2 protein-coding genes are annotated in these 20,503 nt (G+C 76.5%); both read left to right on the top strand.

Annotated features, from left to right (window positions below):
• Positions 1-13,950: type I polyketide synthase (locus tag IEZ12_RS24925; protein ID WP_229847946.1), on the top strand; the 13,950-nt coding region annotated here is incomplete at its 5' end.
• Between the two features lie 37 nt (positions 13,951-13,987).
• The coding region (locus tag IEZ12_RS39015; protein WP_229847944.1) for a type I polyketide synthase at positions 13,988-20,503 on the top strand (6,516 nt) is incomplete at its 3' end.

Below are 20,503 nucleotides of genomic sequence, written 5' to 3'. Positions count from 1 at the left end.
GAGGTGGACGTGGTGGAGGCGCACGGCACCGGCACCACCCTCGGCGACCCGATCGAGGCGCAGGCCCTGCTGGCCACCTACGGCCAGGGGCGGCCCGCCGACCGGCCGCTGTGGCTGGGCTCGCTGAAGTCGAACATCGGCCACACCTCGGCGGCGGCCGGCGTGGGCGGCGTCATCAAGATGGTGCTGGCGATCGGGCACGGCGAACTGCCCAGGACCCTGCACGCGGACCGGCCGACCCCCATGGTGGACTGGTCGTCGGGCGCGGTGGAAGTCCTCTCCGAGGCCCGCGCCTGGGACGACACGGGACGCCCGCGCCGGGCCGGCGTGTCCGCCTTCGGCGTCAGCGGCACCAACGCCCACCTGATCCTGGAACAGGCCCCGGCGGAGGAAGCCGAACCGGCGGCCGGTGGCGACGCGTACCCGCTGCCCTGGGTGCTGTCGGGGCGCACCGACGAGGCGCTGCGCGCCCAGGCGGCCCGGCTGCTGGCCCACCTGAGCGCCGATCCGGCACCGCTGCGGGCCGCCGACACCGGCCGCGCCCTGGCCCTCACGCGTACCGCCTTCGAACGGCGGGCCGTGGTCGTGGGCACCGACCCGGACCGGCTGCTCGACGGCGTGCGGGCGCTGGCGGAGGGGCGCACGGTGCCGGGTCTGGTGCTGGGCGACGGGGTGTCCTCCGGTCGGGTGGCGCTGGTGTTCCCGGGTCAGGGTTCGCAGTGGGTGGGGATGGCGGTGGAGTTGCTGGGCGAGTCGGAGGTGTTTGCCGGGCGGATGGCGGAGTGCGAGCGGGCGCTCGCGCCGTATGTCGATTGGTCGTTGGTGGAGGCGTTGGGTTCGGAGGCGCTGCTGGCGCGGGTCGATGTGGTGCAGCCGGTGCTGTGGGCCGTGATGGTGTCGCTGGCGGAGGTGTGGCGTTCGTTCGGCGTCGTTCCGGACGCCGTCGTCGGCCACTCGCAGGGCGAGATCGCGGCTGCGTGCGTGGCGGGAGGTTTGAGCCTGGAGGACGGGGCGCGGGTGGTGGCGCTGCGGTCCCGGGCGATCCGCGCGTTGGCGGGTCGTGGCGGGATGGCGTCGGTGCCGTTGCCGGTGGACGTGGTGCGGGAGCGCATTGCTTCCTCGGGGCTGTCGGTGGCCGCCGTCAACGGCCCGTCGTCGACGGTGGTGTCGGGCGACGCGGACGCGGTGGCGGCGCTGGTGGAGGAGCTCCAGGCGGAGGAGGTGCGGGCGCGTCTGATCGAGGTCGATTACGCGTCGCACTCCGCGCACGTGGAGGAGGTCCGCGAGCGTCTGCTCGCCGACCTGGACGGCATCACCCCTCTCTCGGGTTCGGTGCCGTTCTTCTCAGCGGTGACGGGCAGTTGGCTGGACACGAAGTCCCTGGACGTCGAGTACTGGTACCGCAACCTCCGGGAGACGGTGGAGTTCGGGAAGGCCACGGAGGCGCTGCTGGAGGAGGGCTTCCGGTTCTTCGTCGAGTCCAGCCCGCACCCCGTGCTCACCTTCGGCGTCCAGCAGACCGCCGACGCGGCCGACACCGCCGGCTCCGCGCAGGGCCCCGCCGTGGTCGTGGGCACGCTGCGGCGCGGTGAGAGCGGCCTCGACCGCTTCCTGACGTCCCTGGCAGAGGCCTACGTGGGCGGCCTGCTGCCCGACTGGGACCGGGTGTTCGCCGGAGACCGTCCGGGCGGCGGCATCGCCCTGCCCACCTACGCCTTCCAGCGTCGCCCGTACTGGCTGGAGGACACCGGCCCGGCGGCGGGCGGCCCGTCCGCGGCGGGCGACGACTTCTGGGAGGCCCTGGGCGGGGGCGACCTGGACCGGTTCACCACCGCCCTCGGGGTGGCGCCCGAGGACCCGCTGAACGTGGTGTTCCCCGCGCTCGCCACCTGGCGCACCGAGCGCACCGAGCGTTCGGTGCTCGACTCCTGGCGCTACCGCGTGACCTGGCGGGCCCTGCCCGAGGGTCCGGCGGCCGCACTGGACGGCAGCTGGCTCGTGCTGTCGTCGGACGGCCAGTCCGAGGACGGGGCGCGCCGGTCGGAGGCGACCGTCCACGCGATGGAGCAGGCCGGGGCCTCGGTGGTCCATGTACGGATCACCGAGGCGGCGGCCGACCGCGCCGTGCTCGCCGACCGGGTCCGCGCGTCCCTCGACGCGCTGCCCGGCCCGGTGGCGGGAGTGCTGTCGCTGCTGGGCCTCGACGAGCGCCCGCACCCGGCGCACCCCGCCGTCCCGTTGGGCACCGCGCTCAACCTGGCCCTGGTGCAGGCGCTCGGCGACGCCGGGATCGGTGCGCCCCTGTGGTGGGCCACCCGGGGCGCGGTGTCGGTCGGGGGCACGGACACCGGGAGCGGGGTCAGCGCCGCGCAGAACCTGCTCTGGGGCCTGGGCCGGGTCGCCGCGCTGGAGTTCCCGCAGCGCTGGGGCGGCCTGGTCGACCTCCCGGAGGTCCTGGACGCGGACACCGCCGCGCGGCTGTGCCGGGTGCTGGCCGGCCGGGCCGGGGACGAGGACCAGGTGGCCGTCCGGGCCACCGGCTGCCACGGCCGCCGGCTGGTCCGGGCCGCCCTGGGCGACACCGCGCCGCGGCGGAGCTGGCGGCCCGGGGGCACCGTGCTGATCACCGGCGGTACCGGCGGGATCGGCGCGCAGATCGCGCGCTGGCTGGCCCGTCGGGGAGCCGGGCACCTGGTGCTGGTCAGCCGGCGCGGTGCGGACGCGCCCGGTGCGCCGGAGCTCGCCGAGGAACTGGCCGCGCTCGGCGCCCGGGTCACCCTGGCCTCGTGCGACGTCGCCGACCTGGCGGCCCTGCGCGCGCTGAAGGACGGCCTCGAACAGGACGGCCACCGGATCAGCACCGTCTTCCACGCCGCGGGCGCCGGACTGCTGGTGCCGCTGCCCGACACCGACACCGACGAGTTCGCCGACACCCTGCACGCCAAGGTCGGCGGGGCCCGCAACCTGGACCTGCTCTTCGACCGGGACACGCTCGACGCGTTCGTGCTGTTCTCCTCCATCTCCGGGGTGTGGGGCAGCGCCGTCCACGGCGCCTACGCCGCCGCCAACGCCTACCTCGACGGCCTCGCCGAGGACCGCAGGAGCCGCGGCCTCGCCGCGACCTCCGTGGTGTGGGGCATCTGGAGCCCCGAGGACGGGGCCGGCGGGATGGCGGCCGAACTGGCGGAGGAGACCCTGCGCGGCCACGGCGTGCTCTTCATGCCGCCCGCGGTCGCGATCACCGGGCTCCAGCAGGTCCTGGACCACGACGAGACGGTGGTCGTGGTCGCCGACATCGACTGGGACCGCTTCGCGACGGTCTTCACCTCGGCGCGCCCCAGCCCGCTGATCGGCGAACTCCCCGAGGTGCGCACCGCGCTGGCCGCCGGAGCGGAGACCGGTGAGGCCGGCACCGGGGGAGCGCCCTCGGCGCTGCGGGAGCGGCTGGAGCCGCTCCCGGCGGCCGAGCGGACCCGGGTCCTGGTCGAGCTGGTCCGGACCCACGCGGCCGCCGTCCTCGGCCACGACTCGCCGGACGCGATCGCCCCCGGCCGCGCCTTCCGCGAGCTGGGCTTCGACTCCCTGACCGCCGTGGACATGCGCAACCGGCTGAACACCGCCACCGGCCTGCGGCTCCCGGTCACCGTCGTCTTCGACTACTCGTCGGCGGCCGCGCTCGCCGGACGCCTGGAGACCGGGCTGCTGGGCGCCGTCGGGGAGCCCGCCGCCGTCCGGCAGCCCCCGACCGCGGCGCCCGCCGCCGACGACGACCCCGTCGTGATCGTCGCCATGAGCTGCCGCTACCCCGGCGGCGTCCGCACCCCCGAGGACCTGTGGCGCCTGGTCGCGGACGGGCACGACGCCGTCTCCGGGCTGCCGTCCGACCGGGGCTGGGACCTCGACGCGCTGTACGACGCGGACCCCGACCGGCCCGGCCGGAGCTACGCCGCCGCGGGCGGATTCGTCCGTGACGCGGACCGCTTCGACCCCGGGTTCTTCGGGATCTCCCCGCGCGAGGCGCTGGCCATGGACCCGCAGCAGCGGCTGCTGCTCGAAACCTCCTGGGAGGCGATCGAGCGCGCCGGCATCGACCCGTCCACCCTGCGCGGCACCGCGACCGGCGTCTTCGCCGGCGCTTCCTACCAGGGCTACGGCGGCAGTCTGCGCGACATCCCCGAGGAGCTGGAGGGCCTGTTCATCGCGGGCATCTCCACCAGCGTCCTGTCCGGGCGGGTCGCCTACCAGCTCGGCCTCCAGGGGCCCGCCGTGACCGTCGACACGGCCTGCTCCTCGTCCCTGGTGGCGGTCCACCTCGCTGCGCAGTCGCTGCGCTCGGGCGAGTGCACGCTGGCCCTGGCGGGCGGCGCCACGGTGATGGGCACCCCGCTGTCGTTCACCGGCTTCAGCCGGCAGCGCGGGCTCGCCGAGGACGGGCGCTGCAAGTCCTTCGCCGCCTCGGCGGACGGCTTCGGCATGGCCGAGGGCGTGGGCCTGCTGCTCCTGGAACGCCTCTCGGACGCCCGCCGCAACGGCCACCCGGTGCTCGCGGTGCTGCGCGGCTCGGCGATCAACCAGGACGGCGCGAGCAACGGGCTGACCGCGCCCAGCGGCCTGGCCCAGCAGCGGGTGATCCGCGACGCGCTGGCCAACGCCAGGCTGTCGGCCGCCGACGTGGACGCCGTCGAGGCGCACGGCACCGGCACCCGGCTGGGCGACCCGATCGAGGCCGACGCGCTGCTGGCCACCTACGGCCAGGACCGGCCCGCCGACCGGCCGGTGTGGCTCGGGTCGCTGAAGTCGAACATCGGGCACACCCAGGCCGCCGCCGGCGTCGGCGGCATCATCAAGATGGTGCTGGCCATGGAGCACGGCGAACTGCCGCGCACCCTGCACATCGACCGGCCGACCCCGAACGTCGACTGGACGGCGGGCGCCGTCGCCCTGCTGACCGAGGCCATCCCCTGGCCGGAGACCGGCCGCCCGCGCCGCGCCGGCGTGTCCTCGTTCGGCCTGAGCGGCACCAACGCCCACGTCGTCGTCGAACAGCCGCCGGCCGAGCCGGTACCCGCCGAGCCGGCCCTGCCCGCCGCGCCCGCCACTGTCCCGTGGGTGCTGTCCGGGCGGACCGCCGAGGCGGTGCAGGACCAGGCGGAGCGGCTGCACGCGTACCTGACGGAGCGGCCGGAGCTGGCGTCCGTCGACATCGGCTACTCCCTGGCCATCACCAGGACCGTTTTCGAGCACCGCGCGGCCGTCGTCGGCGGCGACCGGGAGACCCTGCTGGGCGGCCTGGCCGCGCTGGCGGCGGGAGAGCGGGCACCCGGCCTGGTCCGGGGCACCGTCGCCCGGTCGGCCAGGACCGTCTTCGTCTTCCCCGGCCAGGGCTCCCAGTGGGCCGGCATGGCCCGGGAGCTGCTCGACCACGCCCCGGCCTTCGCCGACCGGATCGCGGCCTGCGAACGCGCCCTCGCCCCGTACCTGGAGTGGTCGCTGCTCGCGGTCCTGCGCGACGAGCCCGACGCGCCCCCGCTCGACCGGGTGGATGTGGTGCAGCCGGTGCTGTGGGCGGTGATGGTCTCGCTGGCCGAGCTGTGGCGGGCGCACGGGATCGTCCCCGACGCCGTCGTCGGCCACTCCCAGGGCGAGATCGCCGCCGCCTGCGTGGCCGGCGCGCTCTCGCTGGACGACGCCGCCCGGATCGTCGCGCTGCGCAGCCGGGCCCTGCTGGCCCTGACCGGACACGGCGGCATGCTGTTCGTGCCGCAGCCGGTCGAGGCCGTGCGCGAGGCGCTCGCCGCCCACGACGGGGCACTCGACGTCGCCGCGGTCAACGGGCCGACGTCGGTGACGGTCTCCGGCGACCCGGCGGCACTGGAGCGGCTGCACGAGCAGTACGCCGAGGCGGGCGTCCTGGCCTGGCCCGTCCCCGGCGTGGACTTCGCCGGACACTCGCCCCAGGTGGAGCAGCTCCGCGAGGAACTGCTCGGCCTCCTCGACGGCATCGCGCCGCGGACCTCCGCCGTCCCGTTCTACTCGACGGTCACCGGCGGCCCCGTGGACACCCTGGGCCTGGACGCCGCGTACTGGTACGAGAACCTGCGCCGACCGGTGGAGTTCGGCCGGGCGCTCGACGCGCTCGTCGCCGACGGGCACCACACCTTCGTCGAGTGCAGCACCCACCCCGCGCTGACCGTCTGGATCCAGGAGGCCGTCGAAGCGGCCGGGGTCGGCGACGGGGCCGTCGTCGGCACCCTGCGCCGCACCGAGGGCGGCCCCGGCCGCTTCCTCGCCGCGCTCACCGAGGTCCAGGTCCGCGGCCTGCCGGTGGACTGGGACGCGGTGTTCGCCGGCACCGGCGCGCGCAAGCGGCCCCTGCCCACCTACGCCTTCCAGCAGCAGCGCTACTGGCTGGACGACACCCCCGCCCGGCCCGTCGAGACCCTCACCGGCACCGGTGCCGGCCCGGCCGACTCCGGCTTCTGGGCGGCGGTCGACCACGGGGACCTGGACGCCCTCGCCACCACCCTGCGGGTCGAGGACGGGGAACTGCGGGCCTCCCTCGCCTCCCTGGTGCCCACCCTCGCCGAGTGGGCGCGCGGCCGGGCCGACGACCGGACCGCCGACAGCTGGCGCTACCGGGTCGCCTGGAAGCCCCTGCCGGCGCCCGAGCGGCCCCGGCTCACCGGCAGCTGGCTCCTCGTCGCCCCGGCCGGCGCCGCCGACGACCCGGCCGTCGCGTTCGCCGCGGACGCCCTGCGCGGACACGGCGCCACCCCCGTGCTGGTCGAGGCCGGCCCCGACGCGACCGACCGGACCCGGTTCGCCGCACTGCTCCGCGACGCCCACGACCGCGTCGACGGGCCGCCCGCCGGAATCCTGTCGCTGCTCGCCCTCGCCGAGGAACCGCACGGCGACGGATCGGCGCTCCCCCTCGGCCTCACCCTGACCGTCGCGCTGCTCCAGGCCCTGGGCGACCTCGGCACCGACGCCCCGCTCTGGAGCGCCACCCGGGGCGCGGTGTCGGTCGGCCGCTCCGACCGGATCGACAGCACCCTCCAGGCCCTGGCCTGGGGCCTCGGCGGGGTCGCCGGCGTCGAGTACCCGCAGCGCTGGGCCGGCCTGGTCGACCTGCCGCGCCGGCTCGACGACCGGGCCGCGACCCGGTTCGCCGAAGCCCTGGCCAACCCCGACGGCGAGGACCAGCTGGCGGTGCGCGCCACCGGCCTCTACGGCCGCAGGGTCGTGCACGCCGGACTCGGCGACACCGCCCCCGCGCGCGACTGGACGCCCGAGGGCACCGTCCTGATCACCGGCGGCACCGGCGGCCTCGGCGCCCAGATCGCCCGTTGGCTCGCCCGCACCAGCACCGCGCACCTGCTGCTCACCAGCCGGCGCGGCGCACAGGCCCCGGGAGCCGAGGCCCTGCTGGCCGAACTGCGCGGACTCGGCGCCGACGCCACCGCGGTGGCCTGCGACGTCGCGGACCGCGACGCCCTGGCGGAACTGCTCGCCGGCATCCCGGCCGAGCGCCCGCTGCGCGCCGTCCTGCACACGGCGGGCGTCCTCGACGACGGGGTGATCGACTCGATCACCCCCGAGCGCGCGGCCGGCGTCCTGCGCCCCAAGCTCGACGGCGCACGCAACCTCGACGCGCTCACCCGCGACCTCGACCTGACCGCCTTCGTGCTGTTCTCCTCGCTCGCCGGCACCCTCGGCGGCACCGGTCAGGGCAGCTACGCCGCCGCCAACGCCTACCTCGACGCCCTGGCCCGGCAGCGCCGCGACCTCGGACTGCCCGGCACCTCGGTGGCCTGGGGCCTGTGGGGCGGCGAGAGCCTCGCCTCCGGAGCGGTCGCCGAACGGCTGATCCGCGACGGCCTGCCCGCCATGGACCCCGCCGCGGCCACCACCGCGCTGCGCCGGGCCCTCGACCACGACGACACGGCCGTCATCGTCGCCGACTTCGCGTGGGACCGCTTCACCCGGGCGTACACCGCGCTCCGGCCCAGCGCCGCGCTCGGCGACCTGCCCGAGGTGCGGGACGCGCTCGCCGCCGCGGCCGGGTCCCGGGGCACGGCCGACGGCGCCGAGCCGCCGGCCCTGCTGCTGGCCGCACTGCCCCCGGCGGAACGCGACCGGGCGCTGCTGGACCTGGTCCGCCGCGAGGTCGCCGCCGTGCTCGGCCACCCCGGGCCGGAGGCGGTGGGACCCGACCAGGCGTTCAAGGACATCGGCTTCGACTCGCTGACCGCCGTCGAACTGCGCAACCGGCTCGCCGCGGCCACCGGCCTGCGCCTGTCGGTGACCCTGGCCTTCGACTACCCCACGGCCACCGCCCTGGCCGGACTCCTGCGCGCCGAACTGCCGGGGGCGCCCGCCGCTGAGGCGCCCGACGCTCCCGGACGGGTGACATCCGCCGCGGACGACGACCCCATCGTGATCGTCGGCATGAGCTGCCGCTACCCCGGCGATGTCAGCACCCCCGAGGAGCTGTGGGAGCTCGTCGCGGGCGGACGGGACGCGATCACCGGCTTCCCCACCGGACGAGGCTGGGACCTGGACGGCCTCTACGACCCGGACCCGGATCGGGCCGGCAGCACCTACGCGCGGGAAGGCGGCTTCCTGCACGACGCCGACCGCTTCGACCCGGCGTTCTTCGGGATCTCCCCGCGCGAGGCGCTGACCATCGACCCCCAGCAGCGGCTGCTGCTCGAACTGTCCTGGGAGGCGTTCGAGCGGGCCGGCATCGACCCGCTCTCCCTCAAGGGCAGCGCGAGCGGCGTCTTCGTCGGCTGCAGCCACCACGATTACGGGTCGCGCGTCACCGAGCCCTCCGAGGAGTTCGAGGGCTACCTCGGCATCGGCAGTGCGGGCAGCGTGGCGTCCGGGCGGATCTCCTACAGCCTCGGCCTCGAAGGGCCCGCGGTGACCATCGACACGGCGTGCTCCTCGTCGCTGGTCGCGGTCCACCTCGCGGCCCGGTCGCTGCGGGCCGGCGAATGCTCGCTGGCCCTGGCCGGCGGCGTGACCGTGATGTCGACCCCGGGCGCGTTCGTGGAGTTCAGCCGGCAGCGGGTGCTCGCCGAGGACGGTCGCTGCAAGCCGTTCGCCGCCGCCGCCGACGGCACCTCCTGGGCCGAGGGCGCCGGACTGCTCGTCCTGGAACGCCTCTCGGACGCCCGGCGCAACGGCCACCCGGTGCTCGCCCTGGTCCGCGGCTCCGCCGTCAACCAGGACGGCGCCAGCAACGGCCTGACCGCCCCCAACGGGCCCTCCCAGCAGCGGGTCATCCGGGCGGCCCTCGCCGACGCCGGACTGACCGCCGCCGAGGTCGACGCGGTGGAGGCGCACGGCACCGGCACCAAGCTGGGCGACCCGATCGAGGCCCAGGCGCTGCTGGCCACGTACGGTCGGGAGCGCGGCGGGCGGGAGCCGCTGCTGCTGGGGTCGCTGAAGTCGAACATCGGACACAGCCAGGCCGCCGCCGGAGTCGCCGGCATCATCAAGATGGTGCAGGCCATGCGGTACGGGACGCTGCCGCGCACCCTGCACGTCGACGTGCCGACCCCGCACGTCGACTGGTCGGCCGGCGCGGTCCGGCTGCTCACCGACGACACCCCGTGGCCGGAGACCGGCCGCCCCCGGCGGGCCGCGGTGTCCTCGTTCGGGGTCAGCGGCACCAACGCCCACACCATCCTCGAACAGCCCGCCGAACCGGCCCCGGCCGCCGCCGTCGAGCCGACCCCGGCGACTGCCACCGACACGCCCGACCCGTCCGCCGCGCCCGCCCTGCCCTGGCTGCTCTCCGCCCGCGGCGCGGACGCGCTGCGCGAGCAGGCGGCCCGGCTGCTCCGGCACGTCGAGCAGGACCCGGCTCTCGCCGTCGCGGACCTGGGCCGCTCCCTGGCGCTGCACCGCAGCGCCTTCGAACACCGGGCCGCCCTCACCGGCACGGACCGGGAGGCCCTGCTCCAGGGGCTCACCGCCCTCGCCGCCGGCGAGCCGTCGGCGGACCTGGTGCGCGGGGTCACCGGCCCGGCCGCGAAGACCGCCTTCCTGTTCCCCGGCCAGGGCAGCCAGCGCACCGGCATGGGCGCCGACCTGTACGCGCGGTTCCCGGTCTTCGCCGACGCCTTCGACGCGGTCTGCGCGGAACTCGACCCGCTGCTCGACCGCCCGCTGCGGGAGGTGATCGACGCGGCCCCCGGCGACCTGGGCCACGGCCTGCTGGACCGCACCGAGTACGCCCAGCCCGCCCTGTTCGCCCTCGGCGTCGCCCTGTTCCGCCTCGTCGAGCACTGGGGCGTGCGCCCCGACCGGCTGCTCGGCCACTCCGTGGGAGAGCTGGCCGCCGCCCACGTCGCCGGAGTGTTCACCCTGGCCGACGCCGCGGCGCTGGTGGTCGCGCGGGGACGGCTGATGCAGGCCCTCCCGGCGGGCGGCGCGATGGTCGCCGTCGCCGCCGCGGAGGAGGAGGTGCTGCCGCTGCTCGCCGGCCGCGAGAGCGACGTCGGCCTCGCCGCGGTCAACGGCCCGGCCTCGACCGTGGTCTCCGGCGACGCGGCGGCGGTGGACGAGATCGCCGCCCAGCTCGCCGCGCGCGGCCGCAAGACCCGGCGGCTGCGGGTCTCGCACGCCTTCCACTCGCCGCTCATGGAGCCGATGCTCGCCGAGTTCCGCGAGGTCGTGGCCCGGATCGTCCCGGGGGAGGCCGCCGTCCCGGTGATCTCCGACCTGACGGGCGAGCCGGCCACCGCCGAGCAGCTCGGCTCGCCGGACTACTGGGTGGAGCACGTACGCGGCACCGTCCGCTTCCAGGACGGCGTGCGCCACCTGGAACGCGACGGCGTCACCGCGTTCCTCGAACTCGGCCCCGACGGCGCGCTCACCGCCATGGGCCAGGACTGCCTGACCGGCGCCGCCGGCAGCCCGGTGCTGGTGCCCCTGCTGCGCAAGGACCGGCCCGAAGCGCCCGCCGCGACGGCCGCCCTGGCCCGGCTGCACGTCGCGGGCGTCCCCGTGGACTGGGACGCCGTGCACGGCGGCGCGGCCGGCCCCGCCGTCGACCTGCCGACCTACGCCTTCCAACGCGGCAGCTACTGGCTGCAGGCCGGCCCGGCCGCAGCCGGACTGCCCGCGGCCGGACTGCAGGCGGTCGACCACCCGCTGCTCGGCGCCGGAACGGAACTCGCGGACTCCGACGGCTTCCTCTTCACCGGCAGGTTCTCGGTCCGCAGCCACCCCTGGCTGGCCGACCACGGCGTCTACGAGGGCGTGCTGTTCCCCGCCACCGCGTTCCTGGAACTCGCGGTCCGCGCGGGCGACCAGGTCGGCTGCGACCAGGTCGAGGAACTGACCCTGGAGGCGCCGCTGGTGCTCCCGGCGGGCGGAGCCGTCGCACTCCAGCTCACCGTCGGCAGCCCGGACGCCGCAGGCACCCGCCCGCTGAGCGTCCACGCCCGGGCCGTCGACGACGGCCCCGACGCCCCCTGGACCCGGCACGCGAGCGGCCTGCTCGGCTCCGCCGGAGCCACGGACCCGGCCGACCCGGCGGACCCCGAGGCCTGGCCGCCGCCCGGCGCCGTCCCCCTCGACACGGAGGGCCTGTACGACCGCTTCGCGGGCGGCGGGTTCGCCTACGGCCCCGCGTTCCAGGGCCTGCGCGCGGCCTGGCGCCTCGGCGACGAGGTGTACGCCCTCGCCAGCCTGCCGGAGGAGCAGCGGCCGGACGCCGCCGCGTTCGGCCTGCACCCGGCCCTGCTGGACGCCGCCCTGCACTCACTGGTGTTCGACGTCCTGGAGGGTCCCGCGCAGGGCTGGCTGCCGTTCTCCTGGAACGGGGTGCGCCTGCACGCCTCCGGGGCCGCCGAACTCCGGCTGCGGCTCACCCCCACCGGCCGCGACGCCGTCGCCGTACAGGTGACCGACGCCACCGGGCGGCCGGTGCTCTCGGCCCGCTCCCTGGTCCTGCGGCCCGTCTCGCGCGACCGCTTCAAGGCCACCCGCGCCGGGCACCACGAGGAACTGTTCCGCCCCGAGTGGCAGGCCCTGCCCGGGCGCGCCGCGGAGGCCGGCACCGCCCTCGACCCGGAGTCCTGGACCGTGCTCGGCGCCGGGACGCTCCCCGGCCGTCCGGTCGCCGACCTCGCCGCGCTGTCCGCCCTGCTCGACGCGGGCGCCCCGGCGCCCCGGCTGGTGCTGGCCGCCTGCCCGCCCGCCCCGGCCGGTGCTCTCCGTGACGCCGTCCACGACGGCCTCGGCATGCTCCTCGCCCTGCTGCGCGACTGGCTGGCCGAGGAGCGCCTGGTCGGCGCCAAGCTGGTCCTGGTCACCTCGGGCGCGGTCCCGGTGACCGCCGACGACGTCCCGGACCCGGCCCTGGCCGCGCTCTGGGGCCTGGTCCGCTCGGCGCAGACCGAGAACCCCGACCGCTTCGTCCTGCTGGACCTGGACGCCCGGGAGAACCCGCCCGCCCTGCTCGCCGAAGCCCTCGCGTCCGGGGAACCCCAGCTCGCGATCCGGGCCGGAGCCGTCCACGTCGCCCGGCTGGCCCGGGTACCGCTGGCCGCCGCCGGGCGCACCCCCGGCTGGGGCGGCGACGGAACCGTCCTGATCACCGGCGGCACCGGTGCCATCGGCGCCCACGTCGCCCGCCACCTGGCCGCCGAACACGGCGTCCGGCACCTGCTGCTGACCAGCCGCAGCGGCCCCAACGCGGAGGGCGCGGCGGAACTCCTCGCCGAGCTCGCCGCGCTGGGCGCGCACGCCGAGATCGCCGCATGCGACGCCGCCGACCGCGACGCCCTCGCGGCCCTGCTGGCCACCGTGCCCCCCGCGCACCCGCTGACCGGGGTGGTGCACGCCGCGGGCGTCCTGGCCGACGGCGTCGTCGCCACCATGACGCCCGGGCAACTGGAGCACGTCCTGCGCCCCAAGGTGGACGCGGCGGTCAACCTGCACGAACTCACCGCTGGCCTGGACCTGTCCGAGTTCGTCCTGTTCTCGTCCATCGCCGGAGTCTTCGGCGGCATGGGCCAGGGCAACTACGCCGCCGCCAACGCCTTCCTGGACGCGCTGGCCCACCGGCGCCGCGCCGACGGGCTGCCCGGCCGCTCGCTCGCCTGGGGCCTGTGGGCCAACAGCACCGGGATGACCGGCGGACTCACCGAGGCCGACCTGCGACGGATCGCCCGGGGCGGGATCGTCGCCTTCAGCCCGGCCCAGGGACTGGCGCTGTTCGACACGGCCGGCACCCTCGACGAGCCGGTCGTCCTCCCGCTGCGGCTCGACACCGCGGCCGTCCGCGCCCAGGCCGCCACCGGCGGCGTCCCCGCCCTGCTGCGCGGCCTGGTGCGCCCCGCCGCCCGGCGCGGCACCGCGGTCCCGGCGGCCGGCACCGGCTCCGACGGGCCCGAGGCCCTCAAGCAGCGCCTCGGCACCCTCAACGAGACCCAGCGCGGCCGGGTCCTGCTCGACCTGGTCCGCTCGCACGCCGCCCTGGTGCTCGGCCACAGCGGCCCGGCCGCGGTCGAGCCCGGACGCGGCCTGCTGGAGGTCGGCTTCGACTCGCTGACCGCGGTGGAACTGCGCAACCGGCTGCGTGCCGCCACCGGCCACCCGCTGCCGGCCACCCTGCTCTTCGACCACCCCACTCCGGCCGCGATCGCCGAACACCTCGCCGCCGAACTGCTCCCCGACGCCGGACCCGGCCCGCTCCCCGGCCTCGCCGAACTGGACCGGCTGGCGGGCGCCCTCGACGGCATCCCCGACGACCCGGCGGACCGCGAACGGCTGGCCGACCGGCTCCGGGAACTGCTGCGCAGCCTCGACCCGTCGGCCACCGCGGCCGACGCCGACGGCACGCCGACCGCCTCCATCGAGGACCGCATGGACGGCGCCAGCGACGACGAACTCTTCGACCTCATCGACAACGAACTCGGCCTGTCATGACACCGACCCGACACCCGAACCAGGACGGCGAATCCCGATGGTGAACGACGACAAGCTGAGGGACTACCTCAAGCGCGTGACGGCGGACCTGCACCACACCCGCCGGCGCCTGACCGAGGCCGAGGAGGCGAGCCGCGAACCGATCGCGGTCGTCGCGATGAGCTGCCGCTACCCCGGCGGCGTACGGTCCCCCGAGGACCTGTGGCGCCTGGTCACCGACGGCACCGACGCCATCACCGGCTTCCCCGCCGACCGGGGCTGGGACCTGGACCACCTGGACGACCCGGAACAGCTGCGCGAGGGCACCAGCCACACCGCCCTGGGCGGCTTCCTCGACGACGTCGGGCACTTCGACCCCGGATTCTTCGGGATCTCCCCGCGCGAGGCGCTCGCCATGGACCCGCAGCAGCGGCTGCTGCTGGAGACCACCTGGGAGGCGTTCGAACGGGCCGGCATCGACCCCGCGACCCTGCGGGGCAGCCGGACCGGCGTCTTCGCCGGAGTGATGTACCAGGACTACGCGGTACGGCTGCGCCACGTCCCCGACGACGTGGCCGGCTACCTCGGCAACGGCAGCTCCGACAGCGTCGCCTCGGGCCGCGTCGCCTACACCTTCGGCCTGGAGGGCCCGGCGGTCAGCATCGACACCGCCTGCTCCTCCTCGCTGGTCGCCATCCACCTCGCCGCCCAGGCCCTGCGGGCCGGCGACTGCACCCTGGCGCTGGCCGGCGGTGCGATGGTCATGTCGACACCCGTCCCGTTCGTCGAGATGAGCCGCCAGGGCGGTCTGGCCCGGGACGGCCGCTGCAAGTCCTTCGCCGCCGCCGCCGACGGCACCGGCTGGGGCGAGGGCGTCGGCATGCTCCTGCTGGAGCGCCTCTCCGACGCCCGGCGCAACGGCCACCCGGTGCTCGCCCTGGTCCGCGGCACCGCCGTCAACCAGGACGGCGCCAGCAGCAGGCTCACCGCCCCCAACGGCCCCGCCCAGCAGCGCGTCATCCGGCACGCCCTCGCCAACGCCGGACTCACCCCCGCCGACGTGGACGTGGTCGAGGCGCACGGCACCGGCACCCCGCTGGGCGACCCGATCGAGGCCCAGGCGCTGCTGGCCACCTACGGGCAGGACCGCGCGGACGGGCAGCCGCTGCTGCTCGGGTCGCTGAAGTCGAACATCGGGCACACCCAGGCGGCGGCCGGCGTCGGCGGCGTCATCAAGACCGTCCTCGCCATGCGGCACGGCACCGTCCCGCCCACCCTGCACGCGCAGGACCCGTCCCCGCAGATCGACTGGACCGCGGGCGCGGTACGCCTGGTCACCGAGAACACCCCCTGGCCCGAGACCGGACGGCCGCGTCGGGCCGCGGTGTCCTCCTTCGGCGTCAGCGGCACCAACGGACACGTCGTCCTGGAACAGGCGGACGAGCCCGTTCCGGAACAGGCCGACGAACCCGCCGCCCCCGCCGTCCTCCCCTGGGTGCTCTCCGGGCGCACCGCCCAGGCGCTGCGCGCCCAGGCCGCCCGGCTCCGCGGCCACCTCGACGCCCACCCCGGACCCGGCCCGGCCGAGGTCGGCCACGCCCTCGCGACGACCCGCGCCGCGCACGAGCACCGGGCGGTCCTGATCGGCGCCCGCCCCGACGAGTTCCGGGCCGGCCTGGACGCCCTGGCGGCCGGCCTCGACGCCCCCGGCCTGGTCCTCGGCACCGCCGGAACCGGCGGCGAAGTCGCCCTGGTGTTCCCCGGACAGGGATCCCAGTGGGCCGGCATGGCCGTCGAACTCCTCGACTCCGCCCCCGCCTTCGCCGCCCGGATCGCGGACTGCGAGCGCGCCCTGGCCCCCTTCGTCGACTGGTCGCTGGAAGCCGTCCTGCGCGGCGCCCCCGGCACCCCGCCGGCCGAGCGCGTCGACGTGGTGCAGCCGGCGCTGTGGGCCGTCATGGTCTCGCTGGCCGAACTGTGGCGCTCCCACGGCATCACCCCCGGCGCCGTCGTCGGCCACTCCCAGGGCGAGATCGCCGCCGCCGTGGTGGCGGGAGCACTGAGCCTGGAGGACGGGGCGAAGGTCGTCGCCCTGCGCAGCCGGGCGATCCGCGCGCTGTCCGGCCGCGGCGGCATGGCCTCGGTGGCCCTGCCCGCCGAACAGGTCGCCGAACAGCTCGCCCCCTGGGACGGCCGGCTCTCCGTCGCCGCCGTCAACGGACCCGACTCCACCGTGGTCTCCGGCGACACCGACGCGCTCGACGCGTTCCTCGACCGGACGGAGGCCCTGGGCGTCCGCAGTCGGCGCATCCCCGTCGACTACGCCTCGCACAGCGTCCACGTCGAGGACATCCGCACCGAGCTGCTCGCCCGGCTCGACGGACTGACCCCCCGCCCCTCCGCCGTCCCCTTCTACTCCACCCTCACCGGCGGCCTGCTGGCGGACACCACCGTCCTGGACGCCGACTACTGGTACCGCAACCTCCGCGGGACCGTCCGGTTCGAACAGGCGACCCGCGCCCTGCTCGCCGACGGCTACCAGGTCCTCCTGGAGAGCAGCCCGCACCCCGTCCTCACCGTCGGCGTCCTGGAGACCGCCGAGGACGCGGGCGCCGACGCCACCGCCGTGGGCACCCTGCGCCGCGACGACGGCGGCCTGCGCCGGTTCACCGAGTCGCTGGCCGAACTCCACCTGCGCGGAGTCTCCCCGGACTGGGACGCGGTCTTCGCCGGCCGCCGCCCCGGCCGGGTGGAACTGCCCACCTACGCCTTCCAACGCGACAACTACTGGCTGGAGGACAGCGCCGCGCCCGCCGCCGACGTCACCTCCGCCGGACTGGCCCCCGCGGACCACCCGCTGCTGGGCGCCGTCGTGGTCCTCGCCGACAGCGACGGTCTGCTCCTCACCGGCCGCCTGTCGACCCGCACCCACCCGTGGCTCGCCGACCACGCCGTCGGCGGCCGGGCCCTGCTCCCGGGCACCGCCTTCCTGGAACTCGCGCTCCAGGCCGGAGCCCGGATCGGCTGCCCCCGGGTCGAGGAACTCACCCTGCAGGCCCCCCTGGTGCTGCCCGAAAACGGCGGCACCGTGCTGCGCCTCACCGTGGGCGCCCCCGACTCCCGGGGCCACCGCCCGCTCAGCCTGCACTCCCGGCCGGACGCACCCGCCGACGGCGACCCCGACGGTGCCCTCGACGATGAGTGGACCAGGCACGCCGAAGGCACCCTGGCCCCGGACGGCGTCGACGCCGCCGGGCCGATGCCCTGGCCGCCGCCCGGCGCCGAACCCCTCGCCCTCGACGGCCTGTACGACCGCTTCGCGGCGGGCGGATTCGCCTACGGCCCCGCCTTCCAGGGCCTGCGCGCGGCCTGGCGGCGCGGCGACGAACTGTTCGCGGAGGCCGTCCTGCCCGCCGGGCCCGCACCCGAGGCCGCCCGCTTCGGCCTGCACCCGGCCCTGCTGGACGCGGCCCTGCACGCCACCGGCGTCCCCGGCACCCCCGGCACGGACGCCCACCCCGAGGGACGGCTGCCGTTCTCCTGGAACGGTGTCACCCTGCACGCCACCGGCGCCGGGGTGATCCGCGTCCGGCTCGCCCCGGCCGGACCCGACGCGGTGGCGCTCGCCGTCGCCGACGCGACCGGCGCCCCCGTGGCGACCGTGGACGCGCTGGTCCTGCGGCCCGCGGGCACAATCGGCGCCGCTTCTGCCCCCCGCGGCCGCCACCACCAGGACCTCTACGCGACGGAGTGGGTCACCGCACCCCCGCGCGGCAGCGGCGCACCCGCCGCACCCGCCCAGCGCACCGCGGACCTGGCCACGCTGCTGGCCGCCGTCGACGCCGGTGCTCCGGTGCCGGAGACGGTCCTGCTCACCTGCGCGGAGAGCGTGGAGCCCGCCGCGGCGGCGGTCCGCACGGCCGTCCACCAGGCCCTGGCCGACGTCCGGACCTGGCTCGCCGACGACCGCTTCGCCGACTCGCGCCTGGTGTTCGCCACCCGGGGCGCGGTCGCCGCCCGGGAAGGGGAGGACGTCCGCAACCCCGCGCACAGCGCGCTCTGGGGCCTGATCCGCTCGGCCCAGTCCGAACACCCCGGGCGCTTCGCCCTGCTCGACCTCGACCTCGACGCCGACGCCGACGACGAGCACGGCACCTCCGCGGCCGTCGCCGCGGCCCTCGCCTCGGGAGAACCGCAGTCCGCGGTCCGTGGCGGCGACGTCCTCGTCCCCCGACTGGTCCGCGTTCCCCGGAACGACGACGAGGCCGGGCCGCTCCGGGCCTTCGACCCGGACGGCACCGTCCTCGTCACCGGCGGCACCGGCCTGCTCGGCTCCCACGTCGCCCGCCGCCTGGTCACCGGGCACGGCGTCCGGCACCTGCTGCTGCTCTCCCGCAGCGGCCCGGCCGCCGCCGGAGCCGAGGAACTGCGGGCCGAACTCGCCGAACTGGGAGCCGAGGCCGCCGTCGTGGCCTGCGACGCCGCCGACCGGGACGCCCTGGCCGCCGTCCTCGCGGACCTGCCGCCCGCGCACCCGCTGACCGCCGTGGTCCACACCGCCGGCGCCCTCGACGACGGCGTCGTCACCGCCCTGACCCCCGAGCGGGTGGACGCCGTGCTGCGCCCCAAGGTCGACGCCGCCCTCCACCTGGACGAGCTGACCCGCGGCCTCGACCTCACGCACTTCGTGCTGTTCTCCTCGGCCGCAGGCACCTTCGGCGGCCCCGGACAGGCCAACTACGCCGCCGCCAACGCCTTCCTCGACGCCCTGGCCACCCGGCGCCGGACGGCGGGGCTGGCCGGCCAGTCCCTGGCCTGGACCCTGTGGGAGCAGCCCAGCGCCCTGACCGGACACCTGGACGAGGACGACGTACGGCGCCTCGCCCGGTCCGGGATGCCGCCGCTCTCCACCGAGCGGGGACTCGCCCTCCTCGACACCGCCCTCACCGTGGACCGGGCCGCCCTGGTCCCGATGCGCCTCGACTCCGCTGCTCTGCGCGCCGCGGCGGCGGACGGCACCCTGCCGCCGCTGCTGCGCGGCCTGGTGCGCACACCGCCGCGCCGGGCGGCCGCGGCCGCCGCGGCGGAGGCCGACGACAACGCCCTGCGCCTGCGCCTGCGCCTCGCGGCCCTCGACGGCACCGGACGGACCCGGCTGCTCGTCGAACTCGTCCGCACCCACGCGGCGGCCGTCCTCGGCCATGCCTCCCCGGACACTCTCGACGCCGGACGGGCCTTCCGCGAGCTGGGATTCGACTCACTGGCCTCGGTGCAGCTGCGCAACCGCCTGAACGCCGCCACAGGCTTGCGGCTCCCCGCCAGCCTGGTGTTCGATCACCCGACCCCGGCGGCGCTCGCGGACTTCCTGCGCGCCGGACTCACGGACACGGCCACGCCCGCCACGCCCGTCGTGCCCACAGTGCCCGCCGGCCGGGACCGGGACGCGGACGACGACCGGATCGCGATCGTCGCCGCGGCCTGCCGTCTGCCCGGCGGCGTCCGCTCGCCCGAGGAGCTGTGGCGGATGCTGGCCGAGGGCCGCGACGGCATCTCCGAGTTCCCCACCGACCGGGGCTGGAACCCGGACGCGCTCTACGACCCCGACCCCGACCGTGTCGGCACCTCCATCACCCGGCACGGCGGCTTCCTGCACGACGCGGCCGACTTCGACGCCGAGTTCTTCGGCATCTCGCCGCGCGAGGCGCTGGCCATGGACCCCCAGCAGCGGCTGCTGCTGGAGACCACCTGGGAGCTCTTCGAACGCGCGGCCATCGACCCGTCCACCCTGCGCGGCGCCCCGGTCGGCACGTACGTCGGCCTGATGCAGCAGGACTACGCCGCCCGGCTGCTGCCCTACATCCCCGAGGACGTCGAAGGATTCCTCGGCACCGGAAACTCGGGAAGCATCGTCTCCGGACGCCTGGCCTACTTCTTCGGTCTGGAAGGCCCCGCGGTCACCGTGGACACGGCCTGCTCGTCCTCGCTGGTGTCGCTGCACCTCGCGGTCCGGGCGCTGCGCTCCGGCGAGTGCTCGCTGGCCCTGGCCGGCGGCGTCAACGTGATGTGCAGCCCCGAACTGTTCGTCGAGTTCAGCCGCCAGGGCGGACTCGCCCCGGACGGCCGCTGCAAGTCCTTCGCTGCGGCCGCCGACGGAACCGCCTTCGGCGAGGGCGTGGGCATGCTGCTGCTGGAGCGGTTGTCGGACGCGCGGCGCAACGGGCACCCGGTGCTGGCGGTGGTCCGCGGTTCGGCGATCAACCAGGACGGCGCCAGCAACGGCCTGACCGCCCCCAACGGTCCCTCGCAGCAGCGGGTGATCCGGGCGGCGCTCGCGGACGCGGGTCTGACGGTGTCGGACGTGGACGTGGTGGAGGCGCACGGTACAGGGACGCGGTTGGGCGACCCGATCGAGGCGCAGGCGCTGCTGGCCACGTACGGGCAGGACCGGCCTGCGGACCGTCCGGTGTGGATCGGCTCGCTGAAGTCGAACATCGGCCACACCTCGGCCGCCGCCGGCGTGGCGGGCGTCATCAAGTCGGTGCTGGCCCTGCGGCACGGCGTGATGCCGCGCACC

It is taken from the genome of Kitasatospora griseola, from assembly GCF_014648555.1.
In the GTDB taxonomy this organism is placed as follows: domain Bacteria; phylum Actinomycetota; class Actinomycetes; order Streptomycetales; family Streptomycetaceae; genus Kitasatospora; species Kitasatospora griseola.
This window is presented reverse-complemented; position numbering and strand designations above follow the sequence as displayed.